Source organism: Pseudomonas sp. C6002 (assembly GCF_013385805.1).
Classification (GTDB): Bacteria; Pseudomonadota; Gammaproteobacteria; order Pseudomonadales; family Pseudomonadaceae; genus Aquipseudomonas.
In genome coordinates this window covers 397,983-411,250 of record NZ_JACAPH010000030.1, presented here as the reverse complement: position 1 = coordinate 411,250, position 13,268 = coordinate 397,983, and the positions used below count along the sequence as shown (strand labels likewise).

At 62.6% G+C, this 13,268-nt stretch carries 15 protein-coding genes and 1 other RNA gene; 10 read left to right on the top strand and 6 right to left on the bottom strand.

The window, feature by feature from the left end; genetic code table 11:
• Nucleotide 1 precedes the first annotated feature (1 nt).
• Genes HX817_RS21595 through HX817_RS21580 form a run of 4 tightly spaced genes read right to left on the bottom strand, consistent with a single transcriptional unit; the run spans nt 2 to nt 3,564 of the window.
• Nucleotides 2-487 carry a DUF4442 domain-containing protein gene (locus tag HX817_RS21595; protein WP_003213946.1) on the bottom strand — a complete coding sequence of 162 codons (486 nt, stop codon included), beginning with the start codon at nt 485-487 and terminating at the stop codon, nt 2-4.
• Nucleotides 480-1,667, bottom strand: coding sequence for a 2-octaprenyl-6-methoxyphenyl hydroxylase (ubiH, locus tag HX817_RS21590; RefSeq protein WP_177041127.1), 1,188 nt, complete (start codon nt 1,665-1,667; stop codon nt 480-482). Before ubiH ends, HX817_RS21595 begins: the two co-directional genes overlap by 8 nt.
• On the bottom strand, nt 1,664-2,986 hold the full coding sequence (pepP, locus tag HX817_RS21585; RefSeq protein ID WP_177041126.1) for a Xaa-Pro aminopeptidase: 1,323 nt from the start codon (nt 2,984-2,986) through the stop codon (nt 1,664-1,666). The genes ubiH and pepP overlap by 4 nt, the downstream gene beginning before the upstream one ends.
• Before the next feature lie 20 nt (nt 2,987-3,006).
• Nucleotides 3,007-3,564 (bottom strand): YecA family protein, encoded by a 558-nt coding sequence (locus tag HX817_RS21580; protein ID WP_003213952.1) that lies wholly within the window; start codon nt 3,562-3,564, stop codon nt 3,007-3,009.
• A 139-nt stretch (nt 3,565-3,703) separates the two neighbouring features.
• On the opposite strand from HX817_RS21580, the gene HX817_RS21575 reads away from it, so the two are divergent.
• From HX817_RS21575 to HX817_RS21560, 4 genes are all read left to right on the top strand, one after another.
• Nucleotides 3,704-3,913: a TIGR02449 family protein gene (locus HX817_RS21575; RefSeq protein ID WP_003213954.1), complete on the top strand. Its 210-nt coding sequence runs from the start codon at nt 3,704-3,706 to the stop codon at nt 3,911-3,913.
• Complete coding sequence (locus HX817_RS21570; RefSeq protein WP_003213956.1) at nt 3,910-4,227, top strand: cell division protein ZapA; 318 nt, start codon at nt 3,910-3,912, stop codon at nt 4,225-4,227. Before HX817_RS21575 ends, HX817_RS21570 begins: the two co-directional genes overlap by 4 nt.
• Before the next feature lie 30 nt (nt 4,228-4,257).
• Nucleotides 4,258-4,436: non-coding RNA, 6S RNA (gene ssrS / locus HX817_RS21565), on the top strand.
• A 56-nt stretch (nt 4,437-4,492) separates the two neighbouring features.
• Nucleotides 4,493-5,122, top strand: a complete 630-nt coding sequence (locus HX817_RS21560) for a 5-formyltetrahydrofolate cyclo-ligase (RefSeq protein ID WP_102370312.1) — start codon at nt 4,493-4,495, stop codon at nt 5,120-5,122.
• Nucleotides 5,123-5,129: 7 nt separating this feature from the next.
• Here HX817_RS21560 and HX817_RS21555 read toward each other — a convergent pair whose 3' ends face one another.
• Nucleotides 5,130-5,279 (bottom strand): hypothetical protein, encoded by a 150-nt coding sequence (locus HX817_RS21555; RefSeq protein ID WP_003213959.1) that lies wholly within the window; start codon nt 5,277-5,279, stop codon nt 5,130-5,132.
• Between the two features lie 196 nt (nt 5,280-5,475).
• Between HX817_RS21555 and HX817_RS21550 the strand changes: the two genes are divergently transcribed.
• The 4 genes from HX817_RS21550 to HX817_RS21535 all read left to right on the top strand — a co-directional run bounded on the left by HX817_RS21550 (nt 5,476) and on the right by HX817_RS21535 (nt 10,868).
• Nucleotides 5,476-5,925 carry an EVE domain-containing protein gene (locus HX817_RS21550; RefSeq protein WP_177020275.1) on the top strand — a complete coding sequence of 150 codons (450 nt, stop codon included), beginning with the start codon at nt 5,476-5,478 and terminating at the stop codon, nt 5,923-5,925.
• A gap of 140 nt (nt 5,926-6,065) precedes the next feature.
• Nucleotides 6,066-7,031 (top strand): HlyD family secretion protein, encoded by a 966-nt coding sequence (locus HX817_RS21545; RefSeq protein ID WP_003213963.1) that lies wholly within the window; start codon nt 6,066-6,068, stop codon nt 7,029-7,031.
• Nucleotides 7,028-9,748, top strand: coding sequence for a ribosome-associated ATPase/putative transporter RbbA (gene rbbA / locus HX817_RS21540; RefSeq protein WP_177041124.1), 2,721 nt, complete (start codon nt 7,028-7,030; stop codon nt 9,746-9,748). Before HX817_RS21545 ends, rbbA begins: the two co-directional genes overlap by 4 nt.
• A 1-nt stretch (nt 9,749) precedes the next feature.
• Complete coding sequence (locus tag HX817_RS21535; protein ID WP_003213965.1) at nt 9,750-10,868, top strand: ABC transporter permease; 1,119 nt, start codon at nt 9,750-9,752, stop codon at nt 10,866-10,868.
• A gap of 118 nt (nt 10,869-10,986) precedes the next feature.
• Here the strand turns inward: HX817_RS21535 and HX817_RS21530 are convergent, their stop codons facing one another.
• A complete protein-coding gene (locus HX817_RS21530; protein ID WP_003213967.1) occupies nt 10,987-11,394 on the bottom strand; it encodes a flagellar basal body-associated protein FliL in 408 nt (135 codons plus the stop codon).
• A 149-nt stretch (nt 11,395-11,543) separates the two neighbouring features.
• Here HX817_RS21530 and HX817_RS21525 point away from each other — a divergent pair, with 149 nt between their 5' ends.
• Both HX817_RS21525 and HX817_RS21520 read left to right on the top strand, forming a co-directional pair.
• Nucleotides 11,544-12,521 (top strand): NADPH:quinone oxidoreductase family protein, encoded by a 978-nt coding sequence (locus HX817_RS21525; RefSeq protein WP_177041122.1) that lies wholly within the window; start codon nt 11,544-11,546, stop codon nt 12,519-12,521.
• Nucleotides 12,522-12,597: 76 nt separating this feature from the next.
• A complete protein-coding gene (locus tag HX817_RS21520) occupies nt 12,598-13,215 on the top strand; it encodes a flagellar basal body-associated protein FliL (protein ID WP_008438881.1) in 618 nt (205 codons plus the stop codon).
• The last annotated feature ends 53 nt before the right edge of the window (nt 13,216-13,268 follow it).

Here is a 13,268-nt window from a genome sequence, read left to right as displayed (position 1 = left end):
TTTAAGCCTGTCTCGATTGCAGCTTGCGCCGCACGTAAAGGGTTTTGTCGACCCGCGCCACCAGGGTGCCGGAGCCGTCATGAATCTGTACCTTGAGCTGCGGTAAATACTTGTCGCCGCTGGCGGTGTGCTGGCGAATCTCGTCCAGCAACGCTTGGTCGATGGAAAATTCGGCGAACACCGGGCCTTTGCCCGGCGAGATAAAGTCGATAGCGGCAGCCTTGTCCCAGACAATGTAGTCGCGGCCCAGGTTCTCCATCAGCATCAGCATGTAGAACGGGTCGACCATCGAATACAGGCTGCCGCCAAACTGCGTGCCGACGTAGTTGCGGTTGTACCAGCCCAGGCCCATGCGCACCTTGACCTCGCGGAAATCGCTGCCGATGTGCAACACACGAACTCCGGCCCCGAGGTACGGCGGGTACAGGGTCATGATCCAGCGCAACAGCCGCGCCTTGCCCAGGCGTCGGGTCAGCCACTCACGCATCGGGACGGGTACCCAGGCCCATGGCCTGGCGCGCGAACCAGCGCTTGGCCGGCGGCAGCAAGTCGAGGCCCAGCAAGCCCATGTTGCGGCCCAGCGCGACCAACGGTTGCGCACTGCCAAACAGGCGGGTGACCTGATCGGAGAAGCCGACGGTGAGCTTCTGGTCCATGCGCTGACGCTCGCGGTACGCCTGCAGTGTCGCCAGGTCGCCCGGAATCGCCGGCCCGGCCAGCAGCGCCTCGGCCAACGCGTAGGCATCCCGCAGGGACAGGTTGAAGCCCTGACCGGCAATCGGGTGCAGGCTGTGGGCGGCATTGCCAAGTACGGCCAGATGAGAGCGCACTTGTTCTTCCGCTTCCACGAGCGTCAGCGGGTACAGGTGGCGCGCACCGACTTGCTTGAGGGTGCCCAGGCGGTAGCCGAACACGCCCTGCAGTTCACTCAGGAAGCTGCGTTCGTCCAGCTCGGCCAGGCGCTTGGCGTCCATGCCGATGCGGGTCCAGACCAGCGCGCAACGGTTGTCCGGCAACGGCAGCAAGGCCATCGGGCCTTCGTCGGTGAACCGCTCGAACGCCTCGCCGTTGTGGGCCTCGCTTGGGGTGATGTTGGTGATCAGGGCGCTCTGGTTGTACGGCCGCTTTTTAACGCCGATGCCCAGTTGCTCGCGCAAACCTGAGCGACCGCCATCGGCCAGCACCGCGAGGTCGCACTCCAGCACGGTTTCGTCATTGAGGGTCAGGCGGTAGCCATCGGCAAGCGGCTCCATGCGCGTAACTTCCGCCGGGCAACGCCAACTGACCACGTCCTTGTCCAGCCCTTGCCACAGGCATTGGCCCAGCCAGGCGTTTTCCACCACGTAGCCAAGCGCCGGCACACCCTCTTCCATGGCGGACAGGCGCGCGGTAGAGAAGCGGCCACGGTCCGACACATGAATCTGTTTGATCGGCTCGGCGCGGCGAGAGATTTCCTGCCACACGCCCAATCGTTGATAGATCTGCCGCGCGCCAAAGGACAGCGCTGAAGAACGCGCGTCATAGCTCGGCTGGTAGCTGTCGCCGGGGGCAAACGGCTCGATCAGCACGATCTTCCAGCCCCGGGCCTTGGCCCCGGCCTGCAAGGCCAATGCGAGGCTGGCACCCACCAGGCCGCCGCCGATAATCGCCAGGTTGACCCGGCTCATCGGGCGCTCGCCATCAATGCTTCGATCTCGGCGACGGACTTGGGCACGCCACCGGTCAGAATTTCACAGCCTTGCTTGGTCACCACCACGTCGTCCTCGATGCGTACGCCAATGCCACGCCATTTCTTCGCCACGCTCTGGTTGTCCGGCGAGATGTAAATCCCCGGCTCCACGGTCAGTGCCATGCCAACTTCCAGCACCCGCCACTCGCCGCCGACCTTGTATTCGCCGACATCGTGCACATCCATCCCCAGCCAGTGGCCGGCGCGGTGCATGTAGAAGGCTTTATAGGCTTCACTGGCGATCAGTTCGTCGACATCACCCTGCAACAATCCCAGCTTCACCAGCCCGGCAGTGATCACTTGCACCGTCGCCTCGTGGGCCTGGTTCCAATGCTTGTTCGGGGCGATTTCGGCAAAGGCGGCTTCCTGGGAAGCCAGCACGATTTCATAAATCGCCTTCTGCTCGGCGGAAAACTTGCCGCTCACCGGCCAGGTGCGGGTGATGTCGCTGGCGTAGCAGTCGATCTCGCAGCCGGCGTCGATCAGCACCAGGTCGCCGTCCTTGAGCAGCGCGTCATTCTGCTGGTAGTGCAGGATGCAGCTGTTGCGCCCCGAGGCGACGATGGAACCATAGGCCGGCATCTTCGCCCCGCCCTTGCGAAACTCGTAGTCGAGCTCCGCTTCCAGGCTGAACTCATGCAACCCGGCGCGGCTGGCCTGCATCGCCCGTACATGGGCCGCGCAGGAAATCCGTGCCGCCTCGCGCATCACCTTCACTTCTGCCGCCGATTTATACAGGCGCATGTCGTGAAGCAGATGATCCAGGGCAACAAATTCGTTCGGTGGCTGGGCGCCGAGGTGCGCTTTGGAGCGGATCACGTTGATCCACTCCATCAGGTGCCGGTCGAATTCGGCATTGCTGCCCATGGCCGAATACACCCGGTCGCGGCCTTCGATCAGGCCGGGCAGGATGTCGTCGATATCGGTAATCGGGAAGGCGTCATCCGCGCCAAAATCGCGAATCGCGCCTTCGGTGCCCGCTCGCAGGCCGTCCCACAGTTCGCGCTCGGCATTGCGCTCGCGGCAGAACAGCACGTACTCGCCGTGCTGGCGGCCGGGCATCAGCACGATCACCGCTTCCGGTTCCGGGAAGCCGCTCAGGTACTGGAAGTCGCTGTCCTGGCGGTAGACGTGCTCGACGTCACGGTTGCGGATGGCTACCGCGGCCGCCGGCAGGATGGCGATGCTGTTGGGTTCCATCTGCGCCATGAGCGCCTTGCGGCGCCGGGTGTATTCCGCTTTGGGGATATGGATCATGGGCAGATGGGCTTCCTTTCTTAGTGCAGCGACGGCTTGGGTGCAGCGGGCTCAGCCGATTTACGGGTCTCGGTGAACAGCAGCAGCGGCGCGACGCGCAGGTATTCCATGACTTCCATGTAGTCGCTTTCGCCGTCTTCGGACTCTTCCAGGGCGTCTTGCACCTGGGAGATGGCGGCCAGGTCCTGCAGCACTTCCTGGGCATCGGTGCTCAGGTCGAGGCCGCCGGCGTTCACGCCGAAACCGTGGAGGAAGCCTTGGCACCATTGGCCCAACGCGGCGGCGCGCTCGGTGAGCGGCGCGTCATCGGTAGGCAGCAGCAGGACGACGGTGACGTCATCACCGGTCAGCTCGCCTTTAACCATCTCTTGCAGGCCGATGAGCGCATTGCGCACGTTTTCGGTAGGCTCGGTTTCCAGCAGCTCGGCGACGTCGGCCAGCCAGTTGTCGGCATCAAAGCCGACACCGGTGCAGCTGCGGCCCAGCAGCACGCCGTGCAGTTCGGCAGGCGAGCAAGGATGACCGCTGGAACTCAGCAGTTTGGAAAAAGCATCGTACGGGGAGTTCTGAATGGGCATGGTGAGCTAGGCGCCAGACGGCGCAATGTCTAGAATGAAGCGCTGTATCCTAGCATCGGCAGACGTACCAAGACTATCGAGGGCGTCAGATCGTTTATCCAGCAGTTGCCATTCATCAGACAAAATCCAGTGGAACCCAATGGAAGACACCGACCTGCAAGCGCTGATGGCCAGACTCGAGCTGCTAATTAACCGGGTCGAGCAACTTAAGAGCCAAAACGGACTCCTATTAGCTCAGGAAAAGACCTGGCGCGAGGAACGCGCTCACCTCATTGAAAAAAACGAAATCGCCCGGCGTAAGGTCGAATCGATGATTTCGCGCCTGAAGGCCCTGGAGCAAGACTCATGAGTTCAAGCAATAGCGTCACCGTGCAGATTCTCGACAAAGAATATTCGATCATCTGCCCCCAGGAAGAACGCAGCAACCTGGTGAGCGCTGCCCGCTACCTGGACGGCAAGATGCGCGAAATCCGCAGCAGCGGCAAAGTCATCGGCGCCGATCGCATCGCCGTGATGGCCGCCCTGAACATTACCCACGATCTGCTGCATAAGCAGGAACGGCCTGACGTGCAGGCCAGCGGCTCGACGCGCGAGCAGGTGCGCGACCTGCTGGAGCGGGTCGATCTGGTACTTTCTACCGATCCAGAGCCACCCAAGGGCTGATTGCGGCGTCGGTTTCGGGTATACTCGCCCCACTCCCTGGCGTGCTTGCCAGTCGGCGATGTCCCTGAGCCGATTCGCACTACCCTGGAAGTTACACGTTGGGCTGGTGTGCATGTCCGCTAGACGGAAAGCCTTAAAGCCTACTGTTTCTTCCACCTTGAACTTTCGGGTTCAAGGGCTAAGTCGACAGCGGTTCTGTCGGGGAGCCTGATTCCCAAATCCAATGCCAGTCCCAGGACTGGCATTGTTTTATGAGCCGAAAACCATGACCGAACCTGCGCCGCTTTCCCGCCCGCAACTTCGACGCATGCTGCGCAAAGCCCGCCGCGCCCTGACGCCAAGCGAGCAACGCCAGGCCGCCCTGGGCCTGTATCGGCAACTGGCACAGCACCCGCTGTTTCGCCGGGCCAAACACCTATCCTTATATCTACCGACGGACGGTGAAATCGATCCGCGCCTGCTGCTGCGCGCTGCACAGCGCCGGGGCAAGGCGACTTACCTGCCGGTGCTCAGTGCATGGCCGCGAACCAAGATGGTGTTCCAGCGAGTGCGCCCCGGCGAAAAGCTGAGGCCCAACCGTTTTCGCATCCTCGAGCCCCAGGTAAATGCCAGCCGACAACGCAAGGTCTGGGCGCTGGACCTGGTGCTGCTGCCACTGGTTGGCTTTGATGATGAGGGCGGACGGTTGGGCATGGGCGGCGGGTTTTATGACCGCAGCCTGGCCTACATGGCCCGCCGGAAATCCTGGCGCAAGCCGACGCTGTTGGGCCTGGCCCATGAATGCCAGAAGGTCGAACGATTGGCACAGGCAAGCTGGGATGTACCGCTTGAGGGCACAGTCACCGATAAGGATTGGTATATAGCAGAGACGCTACTGGAATCAGCAGCGCCTTGAAGACGGGTCAGCGTTTGAACGGTTGCGGCTGTTGCTGTGCGAGTTCAATCGGTGCGTCAGTCTTGTTCGACCACAAGCTCTGCGCATAGCCGGTGGTCACAACGCCCAGGCCGAACAAAATAACCAAAATCCATAGTAAATCCGGTTTGCGTTTCATCGATTGCCCCCCTTCAGGCATCTTGCACACGATGACAGCAACGTTCCATTAGTAGTCCGTGCCAGCTGCGTCAAGCTCAAAACCCCGGCATTCTGCGTTAACGTGAACCAACACGCAAACCTTGACGCCAACCGACTGTCGGTTTGTCATAAAATTGCAGGACAACTTTCCCAATCGACTTTTGAGGAGCGAAAACATGGCCTATTGGCTGATGAAATCCGAGCCCGATGAACTGTCCATCAAGGGCCTGGAAAAGCTCGGCGAGGCCCGGTGGGACGGGGTGCGCAACTACCAGGCGCGGAACTTCCTGCGGGCGATGGCGGTGGGTGACCAGTTCTTCTTCTACCACTCCAGCTGCCCGGAACCGGGGATTGCCGGCATCGGTAAAATCGTCGAGGCAGCCTACCCGGACCCGACCGCGCTGGAGCCCGACAGTCACTATTTCGACGCCAAGGCCAGCCCTGAAAAAAACCCGTGGAGCGCGATCAATGTTGCCCACGTCGAGACCTTTGCGAAGGTCCTGGGGCTGGGCTATCTGAAACAGCAAACCGCCCTCGCCGAGTTGCCCCTGGTGCAAAAAGGCAGCCGCCTTTCGGTGATGCCGGTCACCGCCGAGCAATGGTCCGCCGTACTCGGCCTGCGCTGAAACAGCAGAACCCTGCGGTCACGCCCATGGCGCATGCATCTGCGCGCCAACCGGGTTAGGCTGGCGCTTCATTTGACCCGCATCAAGGGCCTCCGGGCAGGATCGGTCAAACTAGGACGCTAACGCCGCAGGATGCACCCATGTCGACGAACCACCGTACCTCCCATCTTTTCGCCATTCCATTGATTGTCTTGCTGCTGGCCGCCGGCGGCTTCGGCTATTGGCAATCCACCCAGGACCGCCTGCCCGAAGGCTTGAGCATGGGCAATGGCCGGCTGGAATCGACTGAAGTGCAGATCGCCGCCAAGATCCCCGGTCGCCTCGCCGAAGTGCGGGTGGACGAAGGCGACAAGGTGCTCAAGGGCCAACTGCTGGCGCGCATGGACACCCGCACCCTGGAAGCCCAGCGCGCCCAGGCCGAAGCCGAAGTGCTGCGGGCCAGGGAGAATTTCGCTGCTGCCGAAGCCAATGTGCAACTGCGCCGGAGCGAACAACTGCTGGCCAGCCAGGAACTCAAGCGCACCCAGGAGCTGTACAAGCGCGGCTTCGCCAGCGGCCAACTGATCGACCAGCAGCAGGCCCGGCAAAACACCGGCAACGCTGCCGTGGTCGCCGCCCAGGCCCAGGTCAATTCGGTAAAGGCCGCCATCGGCGCCGCCCAGGCTCAGGTCGCCCAGCTCACCAGTGAAATCGAAGACAGCAGCCTGCGGGCGCCTATCGACGGCATCATCCAGCTACGCCTGGCCGAACCCGGCGAAGTGCTCGGCGCGGGTGGTCGCGTGTTACTGCTGATCGACCCCAACGACCAATACATGAACCTGTATCTGCCCGCTTCAGTCACAGGCGCTTTGACCGTGGGCAGCGAAGCGCGGATCGTCCTCGACGCCCTGCCGAAGCAACCGCTGCCGGCGAAAATCAGCTTCGTCGCCGCCAAATCGCAGTTCACCCCCAAGGAAGTGGAAACCCGCGACGAACGCCAGAAGCTGGTGTTCCGGGTCAAGCTGCGGCTGACCCAACCAAGCGCCGTGCCCCAAGCCAAACCGGGCATGCCCGGCGCCGGCTATGTGCGCACCGCTGACCTGGACTGGCCGGCTAACCTGCAATGAGCGGCCTGGCGCTGCACGCCACGGGGATCAACCATCGCTACGGCAAGCAACAGGCGCTGATCGACATCGCCTTCAGCCTGCCTGCCGGCACACGCTGCGGGTTGATCGGCCCGGACGGCGCCGGCAAGTCGAGCCTGCTGGGCTTGATCGCCGGGGTCAAAAAGCTTCAACAGGGCGAACTGCAAGTACTCGGCGGCTCCATCGAAGACCGCCGCCACCGCAACAGCCTGTACCCGCGCATCGCCTTCATGCCTCAAGGCCTGGGCGGCAACCTTTACCCCGAGCTGTCCATCAGCGAAAACATCCGGTTCTTTGCCACGCTGTTCGGCCTGTCAAAAGCCGATTGCGACCAGCGCATGCACAACCTGCTGCTGGCCACCGACCTCGCACGCTTCGCCGAGCGCCCCGCCGGCAAGCTCTCCGGCGGCATGAAGCAGAAACTCGGCCTGTGCTGTGCACTGATCCACGACCCGGACCTGTTGATCCTCGACGAACCCACCACCGGCGTCGACCCGCTGTCCCGTCGACGCTTCTGGGAACTGGTGGAAACCGTACGCAGCGAACGCCCGCAGCTCACACTGCTGGTGGCCACCGCCTACATGGAAGAAGCCGAGCAGTTTGAACACTGCCTGATGCTCGACCGCGGCAAGCTGATCGCCGACGGCCTGAGCAGCGAACTCGCCGCCGCGACGCCCAGCGGCAAACTGGATGAAGCCTTCACCCATTTCCAGGGCGACAGTGCCCATAACAATGAACCGCTGGTGATTCCGCCCCGGCAAAGCGACAACACCGACATCGCCATCGAAGCCCACGACCTGACCTTGCGCTTCGGCGACTTCACGGCAGTCAACAAGGTCAGCTTCGCCATAGGCCGGGGCGAGATCTTTGGTTTCCTCGGCTCCAACGGCTGCGGCAAGACCACCACCATGAAAGTCCTCACCGGGTTGATGCCCGCCACCGAGGGCACCGCCACGCTGCTGGGCAACCCGGTCAACGCCAAGGACCTGGCCACCCGCAAGCGCGTGGGTTTCATGTCGCAAAGCTTCTCGCTGTACGGCGAACTCAGCGTGCGCCAGAACCTGGTGCTGCATGCGCAGTTGTTCGACCTGCCCAAGGCCGAGAGCGGCCAGCGCATCGACGAGTTGATCAAGCGTTTTGACCTGGGCGACGTTGCCGAGCAGCCGTCCGGCGAGTTGCCGCTGGGCCTGCGCCAGCGCTTGTCCCTGGCGGTGGCGGTGCTGCACCGCCCGGAAGTGCTGATCCTCGATGAGCCGACCTCGGGCGTCGACCCGGCCGCGCGGGATGACTTCTGGCGGTTGCTGATCGAACTGTCCCGGGAACAGGGCGTGACGATCTTCCTGTCCACCCACTTCATGAACGAAGCCCAGCGCTGCGACCGCATCTCGCTGATGCACGCGGGCAAGGTGCTGGCCTGCGACACGCCGGACGCGCTGCAACAGCAGTTCCACGGCGAAACCCTGGAAGCGGCGTTCGTCACCTGCCTCGAACAGGCCCAAGGCGCGCCCGAAGCGACCACCGCGCCCACCGAAACCGTCAGCGAACCCATGGCCCCCCCCGTCAGCAAACGCGGGTTCAGCGTCGCCCGCCTGTTGGCCCTGGCCAGCCGCGAAGGCAAGGAACTGCTGCGGGACAAAGTGCGCATGGCCTTCGCCCTGTTGGGGGCGATTTTCATGATGGTGATCTTCGGCTACGGCATTTCCCTGGACGTGGAGAAGCTCGCCTTCGCCGTCTACGACCAGGATCAGACGCCGCAAAGCCGGGCCTACTTGGAAGCCTTTCGCAGTTCGCGCTATTTCGCCGAACAGCCGCCGATCACTGACTCCAACGAACTGCACAAACGCCTGCAACGCTCGGAAATCAAACTGGCGCTGGAGATTCCGCCAGGGTTCGGCCGCGATCTCTACGCCGGCCGCCAACCCGCCGTGGCCGCCTGGCTCGATGGCGGCATGCCGTTCCGTGCGGAAACCAGCCGCAATTATGTCGAGGCCGTGCACCAGGCCAACCTCCAACAACTGGCCGAACTGAACAGCACACCACTGAATCAGCAAGCCGCCGCCAAACTGGAAACCCGCTTTCGCTACAACCAGGACGTGGTCAGCGTGAACGCTATCGGCCCCGGCGTGATGGCGCTGATCCTCGCGTTTATCCCGGCGATGCTCACGGCCCTGGGGATCGTGCGCGAGAAGGAACTTGGCTCCATCACCAACTTCTACGCCACACCCCTGACCCGCCTGGAATTCCTGTTGGGCAAGCAGGCGCCGTACCTGGCCGTGAGCCTGATCAACCTGGGCCTGCTGGTGGCGATGAACCGCTGGCTGTTCGGCGTGCCGTTCAAGGGCAGCGGCGTGACCCTGGCTTTCGGCGGCCTGCTGTATGTGCTGGCCACCACCAGCATGGGCCTGCTGATTTCCGCGTTCACCCGCACCCAGATCGCAGCGATCCTCGGCACCATGATCATCACCAGCCTGCCGACCATCCAGTTCTCCGGGCTGATCGTGCCGCGCTCGTCCCTGGAAGGCGCCGCCGCGTTGATGGGCATGTTGTTCCCGGCGGGCTACTTCCTCGACATTGCGGTGGGCACCTTTACCAAGGCCCTGGACCTGCGTCAGCTATGGCCACAGTGCCTGGCGCTGTTCGGGTTTTTCCTGGGGTTCACCGGGCTTAGCCTGATCATGCTCAAGAAGCAGGAGGCCTGAGATGCACAAGTTCGCCCATATCCTGCGCCTCGGCATCAAGGAACTGACCAGCCTGCGTCACGACAGCGTGTTGCTGCTGTTCCTGTTCTACGCCTTTACCGTCGCCATCTATATGCCCGCCGCCGGCTCGGTGATCGGTGTGCACAACGCCAGCGTGGCCTTTGTGGATGAAGACCACAGCGCGCTTTCCCGGCAACTGGCCGAAGCGCTGCAACCGCCGGAATTCCAGGCGGCGGTGCCGTTGCCGTACGACCAACTGGACAAGGTGATGGACAGCGGCCAGTACACCTTCGTGATCAACGTGCCGGCGAATTTCCAGGCCGACCTGTTGGCCGGGCGCCAGCCGGGGGTGCAGGTCAACGTCGATGCCACGGCCATGAGCCAGGCATTCATGGGTGCCGGGTATATCGGGCGGATTTTCCAGCGGGAATTGCTGACCTATGGCAACCAGGCCGATGCCGCCCAAAAGGCGCCGGCGCTGCTGACCACCCGGGCGCTGTTCAATACCAACCTGGAAGGCGGCTGGTTTCTGGCGGTGATCCAGATCGTCAACAACATCACCATCCTCGCCATCGTGCTGACCGGCACCGCGCTGCTGCGTGAGCGCGAACACGGCACCCTCGACCATTTGCTGGTGCTGCCGCTGACTGCGCTGGAAATCATGCTGGCGAAAATCTGGAGCAACATGCTGGTGGTGGTGCTGTGCACCTGGCTGTCGCTGGAAGTGGTGGTGAAAGGCTTGCTCGGCGTGCCGCTGGCCGGGTCGCTGACATTGTTTTTGCTGGTAACAGCGCTGTACCTGTTTGCCAGTACTGCCCTCGGCATCTTCCTCGCCACGCTCGCCCGCTCGACGCCGCAGTTTGGCCTGCTGGCGATCCCGGTGATTATCCCGATGCTGCTGTTGTCCGGCGGCAGCACGCCGCTGGACAGTATGCCGCAGTGGTTGCAATGGGTGATGCAGGGCTCGCCGTCGACGCACTTTGTGAGCCTGAGTGCGGCGATTCTGTTCCGGGATGCGGGTGTGAATGTGGTGTGGCCGGACTTGCTGGCGCTGGCGGGGATTGGGTTGCTGTTCTTTGCGGTGGCGTTGGCGCGGTTCAGGAAGAGCCTGGCTTCCTGAGGTGCCTGTCAGGACCTCTTCGCGAGCAAGCCCGCTCCCACACTTGACCGAGTTCTAACATGAGAATGCGGTTAAATTTGGGAGCGGGCTTGCTCGCGAAGGGCGCGAAGCGACCGGCTTACTGGATGATCAGGTTGTTGAACAACAGATCCTCAACCTGCGGCTTGCCGGTTTCGTCGTTCATCACTTGCTGGGTCTGCTTCAGGGCTTCCTGGCGCAGTTTTTCCTTCCCATCAACGCTGCTCATGGTGTCGTTGGTCTGCTGGGTAAACAGCGCCACCAACTGGTTGCGAATCAGCGCGTCGTTGGCTTTCACGGCAGCGGCTGCCTCGGGACCGGTGACCCGCAGGGCGATATCCGCCTTGAACACCCGCAGCTTCGCGGTGCCATCCAGGCCGTAGTTACCGACAAACGGCGGGCTCAGGCTGATATAGCTGACCTTCGGCGCTTCGCCTTCTTTGGCTTCTTCGGCCAGGGCTGCCGTCGGCAGTGTCAGGGCCAGCATCAACAGGATCCACGCTTTCACAGTTCATTCCTCAATTCGGTTGCCCAGTAGCATAACGCTAGCAGCCCTGAGCACAAGCTTATGGCGACTTATCAGGCCGGGGCATGCTCGTTGACCCGTCGCCCTGCCCACCTACACTTATCGGCCAACACGCCAAAAGGAATAGTCCGATGAAAGCTGTGCTGTGCAAAGCCTTCGGCCCCGCCGAAAACCTGGTGCTGGAAGACGTCGAAAGCCCGGCGATCAAGAAGAACGAAATCCTGTTGGACGTGCATGCGGCCGGGGTCAATTTCCCGGACACCCTGATCATCGAGGGCAAGTACCAGTTCAAGCCGCCCTTCCCGTTTTCGCCGGGCGGTGAAGCGGCAGGCGTGATCAGCCAAGTCGGTGAGAACGTCAGCCACCTGAAGGTCGGTGACCGGGTGATGGCCCTGACCGGCTGGGGCAGCTTCGCCGAGCAGGTCGCGGTGCCGGGCTACAACGTGCTGCCGATCCCGCCGAGCATGGACTTCAATACCGCCGCCGCTTTCAGCATGACCTACGGCACGTCGATGCACGCCCTGAAGCAGCGGGCCAACCTGCAACCCGGGGAAACCCTGCTGGTGCTCGGTGCCTCCGGCGGCGTCGGCCTGGCTGCGGTGGAAATCGGCAAGGCCATGGGCGCCCGGGTGATCGCCGCGGCCAGCAGCGCCGACAAGCTGGCGGTGGCCAAGGCGGCGGGTGCCGATGAGTTGATCAACTACAGCGAAGCCAGCCTCAAGGACGAGATCAAACGCCTTACCGGCGGCAACGGCGTGGATGTGATCTACGACCCGGTGGGCGGCGACCTGTTTGACCAGGCCATTCGCGGCATCGCCTGGAATGGCCGGCTGCTGGTGGTGGGCTTTGCCAGCGGGCGCATTCCCGAGCTGCCGGTGAACCTGGCGCTGCTCAAGGGCGCGGCGGTGGTCGGGGTGTTCTGGGGTTCGTTTGCCCAGCGCCAGCCGCAGGACAATGCCGCCAACTTTCAGCAACTGTTCGGCTGGTTCGCCGAGGGCAAGTTGAAGCCGCTGGTGTCCCACGTGTATCCGCTGGAGCAGGCGGCGCAGGCGATCAACGACCTCGGCCAGCGCAAGGCTGTGGGCAAGGTCGTGGTGCAGCTACGCTGACTATTGTTTCATTTTGTCCGCGGAGTGCCTGGGCCCATGATCGGCCGAGGCACTCACTCACTGGCAGGAATGAATAATGGTCACACCGCTGCGCGCGCTGTTTCTGGGGTTGTTGATGATGGTGTCGGCTCACGCCTTTGCCCATAAAGAGGGCAAGGATGTACGCGGGCTGAACAACGTGACGGTGCTGATCGTGCGCCATGCGGAAAAACCCGATGAAGGTCCGTTGCTGAGCCCCAAGGGCGAACAGCGGGCGGCGGCCTACGCCAGCTATTTCGACCCGCTGCTGTTGAACGGCATCTCCGTGGTGCCCCAGCGGCTGATCGCCACCAGCGACAGCAAGGAAAGCTCTCGCCCGCGCCTGACCCTGACACCCCTGGCCCAGCGCCTGCAGCTCCCGCTTGAAACACCCTACTCAGACGATCAAGTCGGCAAGCTGGTGAAGTCCCTGCGCAAGTCCAACCAGGCGCAGACCGTGTTGATCGCCTGGCATCACGGGCATATCGACAAGTTGATCGAGGCCTTCGGCGGTGACGGCGCGGCGCTGACCGGGATGAAGAAATGGCCGGAAAATGTGTATGACTGGCTGATCGTGTTGCGCTTCGACGACCAGGGTCAACTGGTGGAATCCCGCAGCCAGAAGATCCAGGAACACCTGCTTCCAGGTGATATCGCAGCCGCCAACGGCAACTGAACCGAATCACTGCCTGTGGTAAGGGAGTTTGCTCCCTCACCACAGCTTCTTGG

Bases quoted from the DNA above. Each gene is read 5' to 3' on its own strand.
- HX817_RS21595 (WP_003213946.1), bottom strand. From the start codon at position 487: ATGCGTGAGTGGCTGACCCGACGCCTGGGCAAGGCGCGGCTGTTGCGC.
- ubiH (WP_177041127.1), bottom strand. From the start codon at position 1,667: ATGAGCCGGGTCAACCTGGCGATTATCGGCGGCGGCCTGGTGGGTGCC.
- pepP (WP_177041126.1), bottom strand. From the start codon at position 2,986: ATGATCCATATCCCCAAAGCGGAATACACCCGGCGCCGCAAGGCGCTC.
- HX817_RS21580 (WP_003213952.1), bottom strand. From the start codon at position 3,564: ATGCCCATTCAGAACTCCCCGTACGATGCTTTTTCCAAACTGCTGAGT.
- HX817_RS21575 (WP_003213954.1), top strand. From the start codon at position 3,704: ATGGAAGACACCGACCTGCAAGCGCTGATGGCCAGACTCGAGCTGCTA.
- HX817_RS21570 (WP_003213956.1), top strand. From the start codon at position 3,910: ATGAGTTCAAGCAATAGCGTCACCGTGCAGATTCTCGACAAAGAATAT.
- HX817_RS21560 (WP_102370312.1), top strand. From the start codon at position 4,493: ATGACCGAACCTGCGCCGCTTTCCCGCCCGCAACTTCGACGCATGCTG.
- HX817_RS21555 (WP_003213959.1), bottom strand. From the start codon at position 5,279: ATGAAACGCAAACCGGATTTACTATGGATTTTGGTTATTTTGTTCGGC.
- HX817_RS21550 (WP_177020275.1), top strand. From the start codon at position 5,476: ATGGCCTATTGGCTGATGAAATCCGAGCCCGATGAACTGTCCATCAAG.
- HX817_RS21545 (WP_003213963.1), top strand. From the start codon at position 6,066: ATGTCGACGAACCACCGTACCTCCCATCTTTTCGCCATTCCATTGATT.
- rbbA (WP_177041124.1), top strand. From the start codon at position 7,028: ATGAGCGGCCTGGCGCTGCACGCCACGGGGATCAACCATCGCTACGGC.
- HX817_RS21535 (WP_003213965.1), top strand. From the start codon at position 9,750: ATGCACAAGTTCGCCCATATCCTGCGCCTCGGCATCAAGGAACTGACC.
- HX817_RS21525 (WP_177041122.1), top strand. From the start codon at position 11,544: ATGAAAGCTGTGCTGTGCAAAGCCTTCGGCCCCGCCGAAAACCTGGTG.
- HX817_RS21520 (WP_008438881.1), top strand. From the start codon at position 12,598: ATGGTCACACCGCTGCGCGCGCTGTTTCTGGGGTTGTTGATGATGGTG.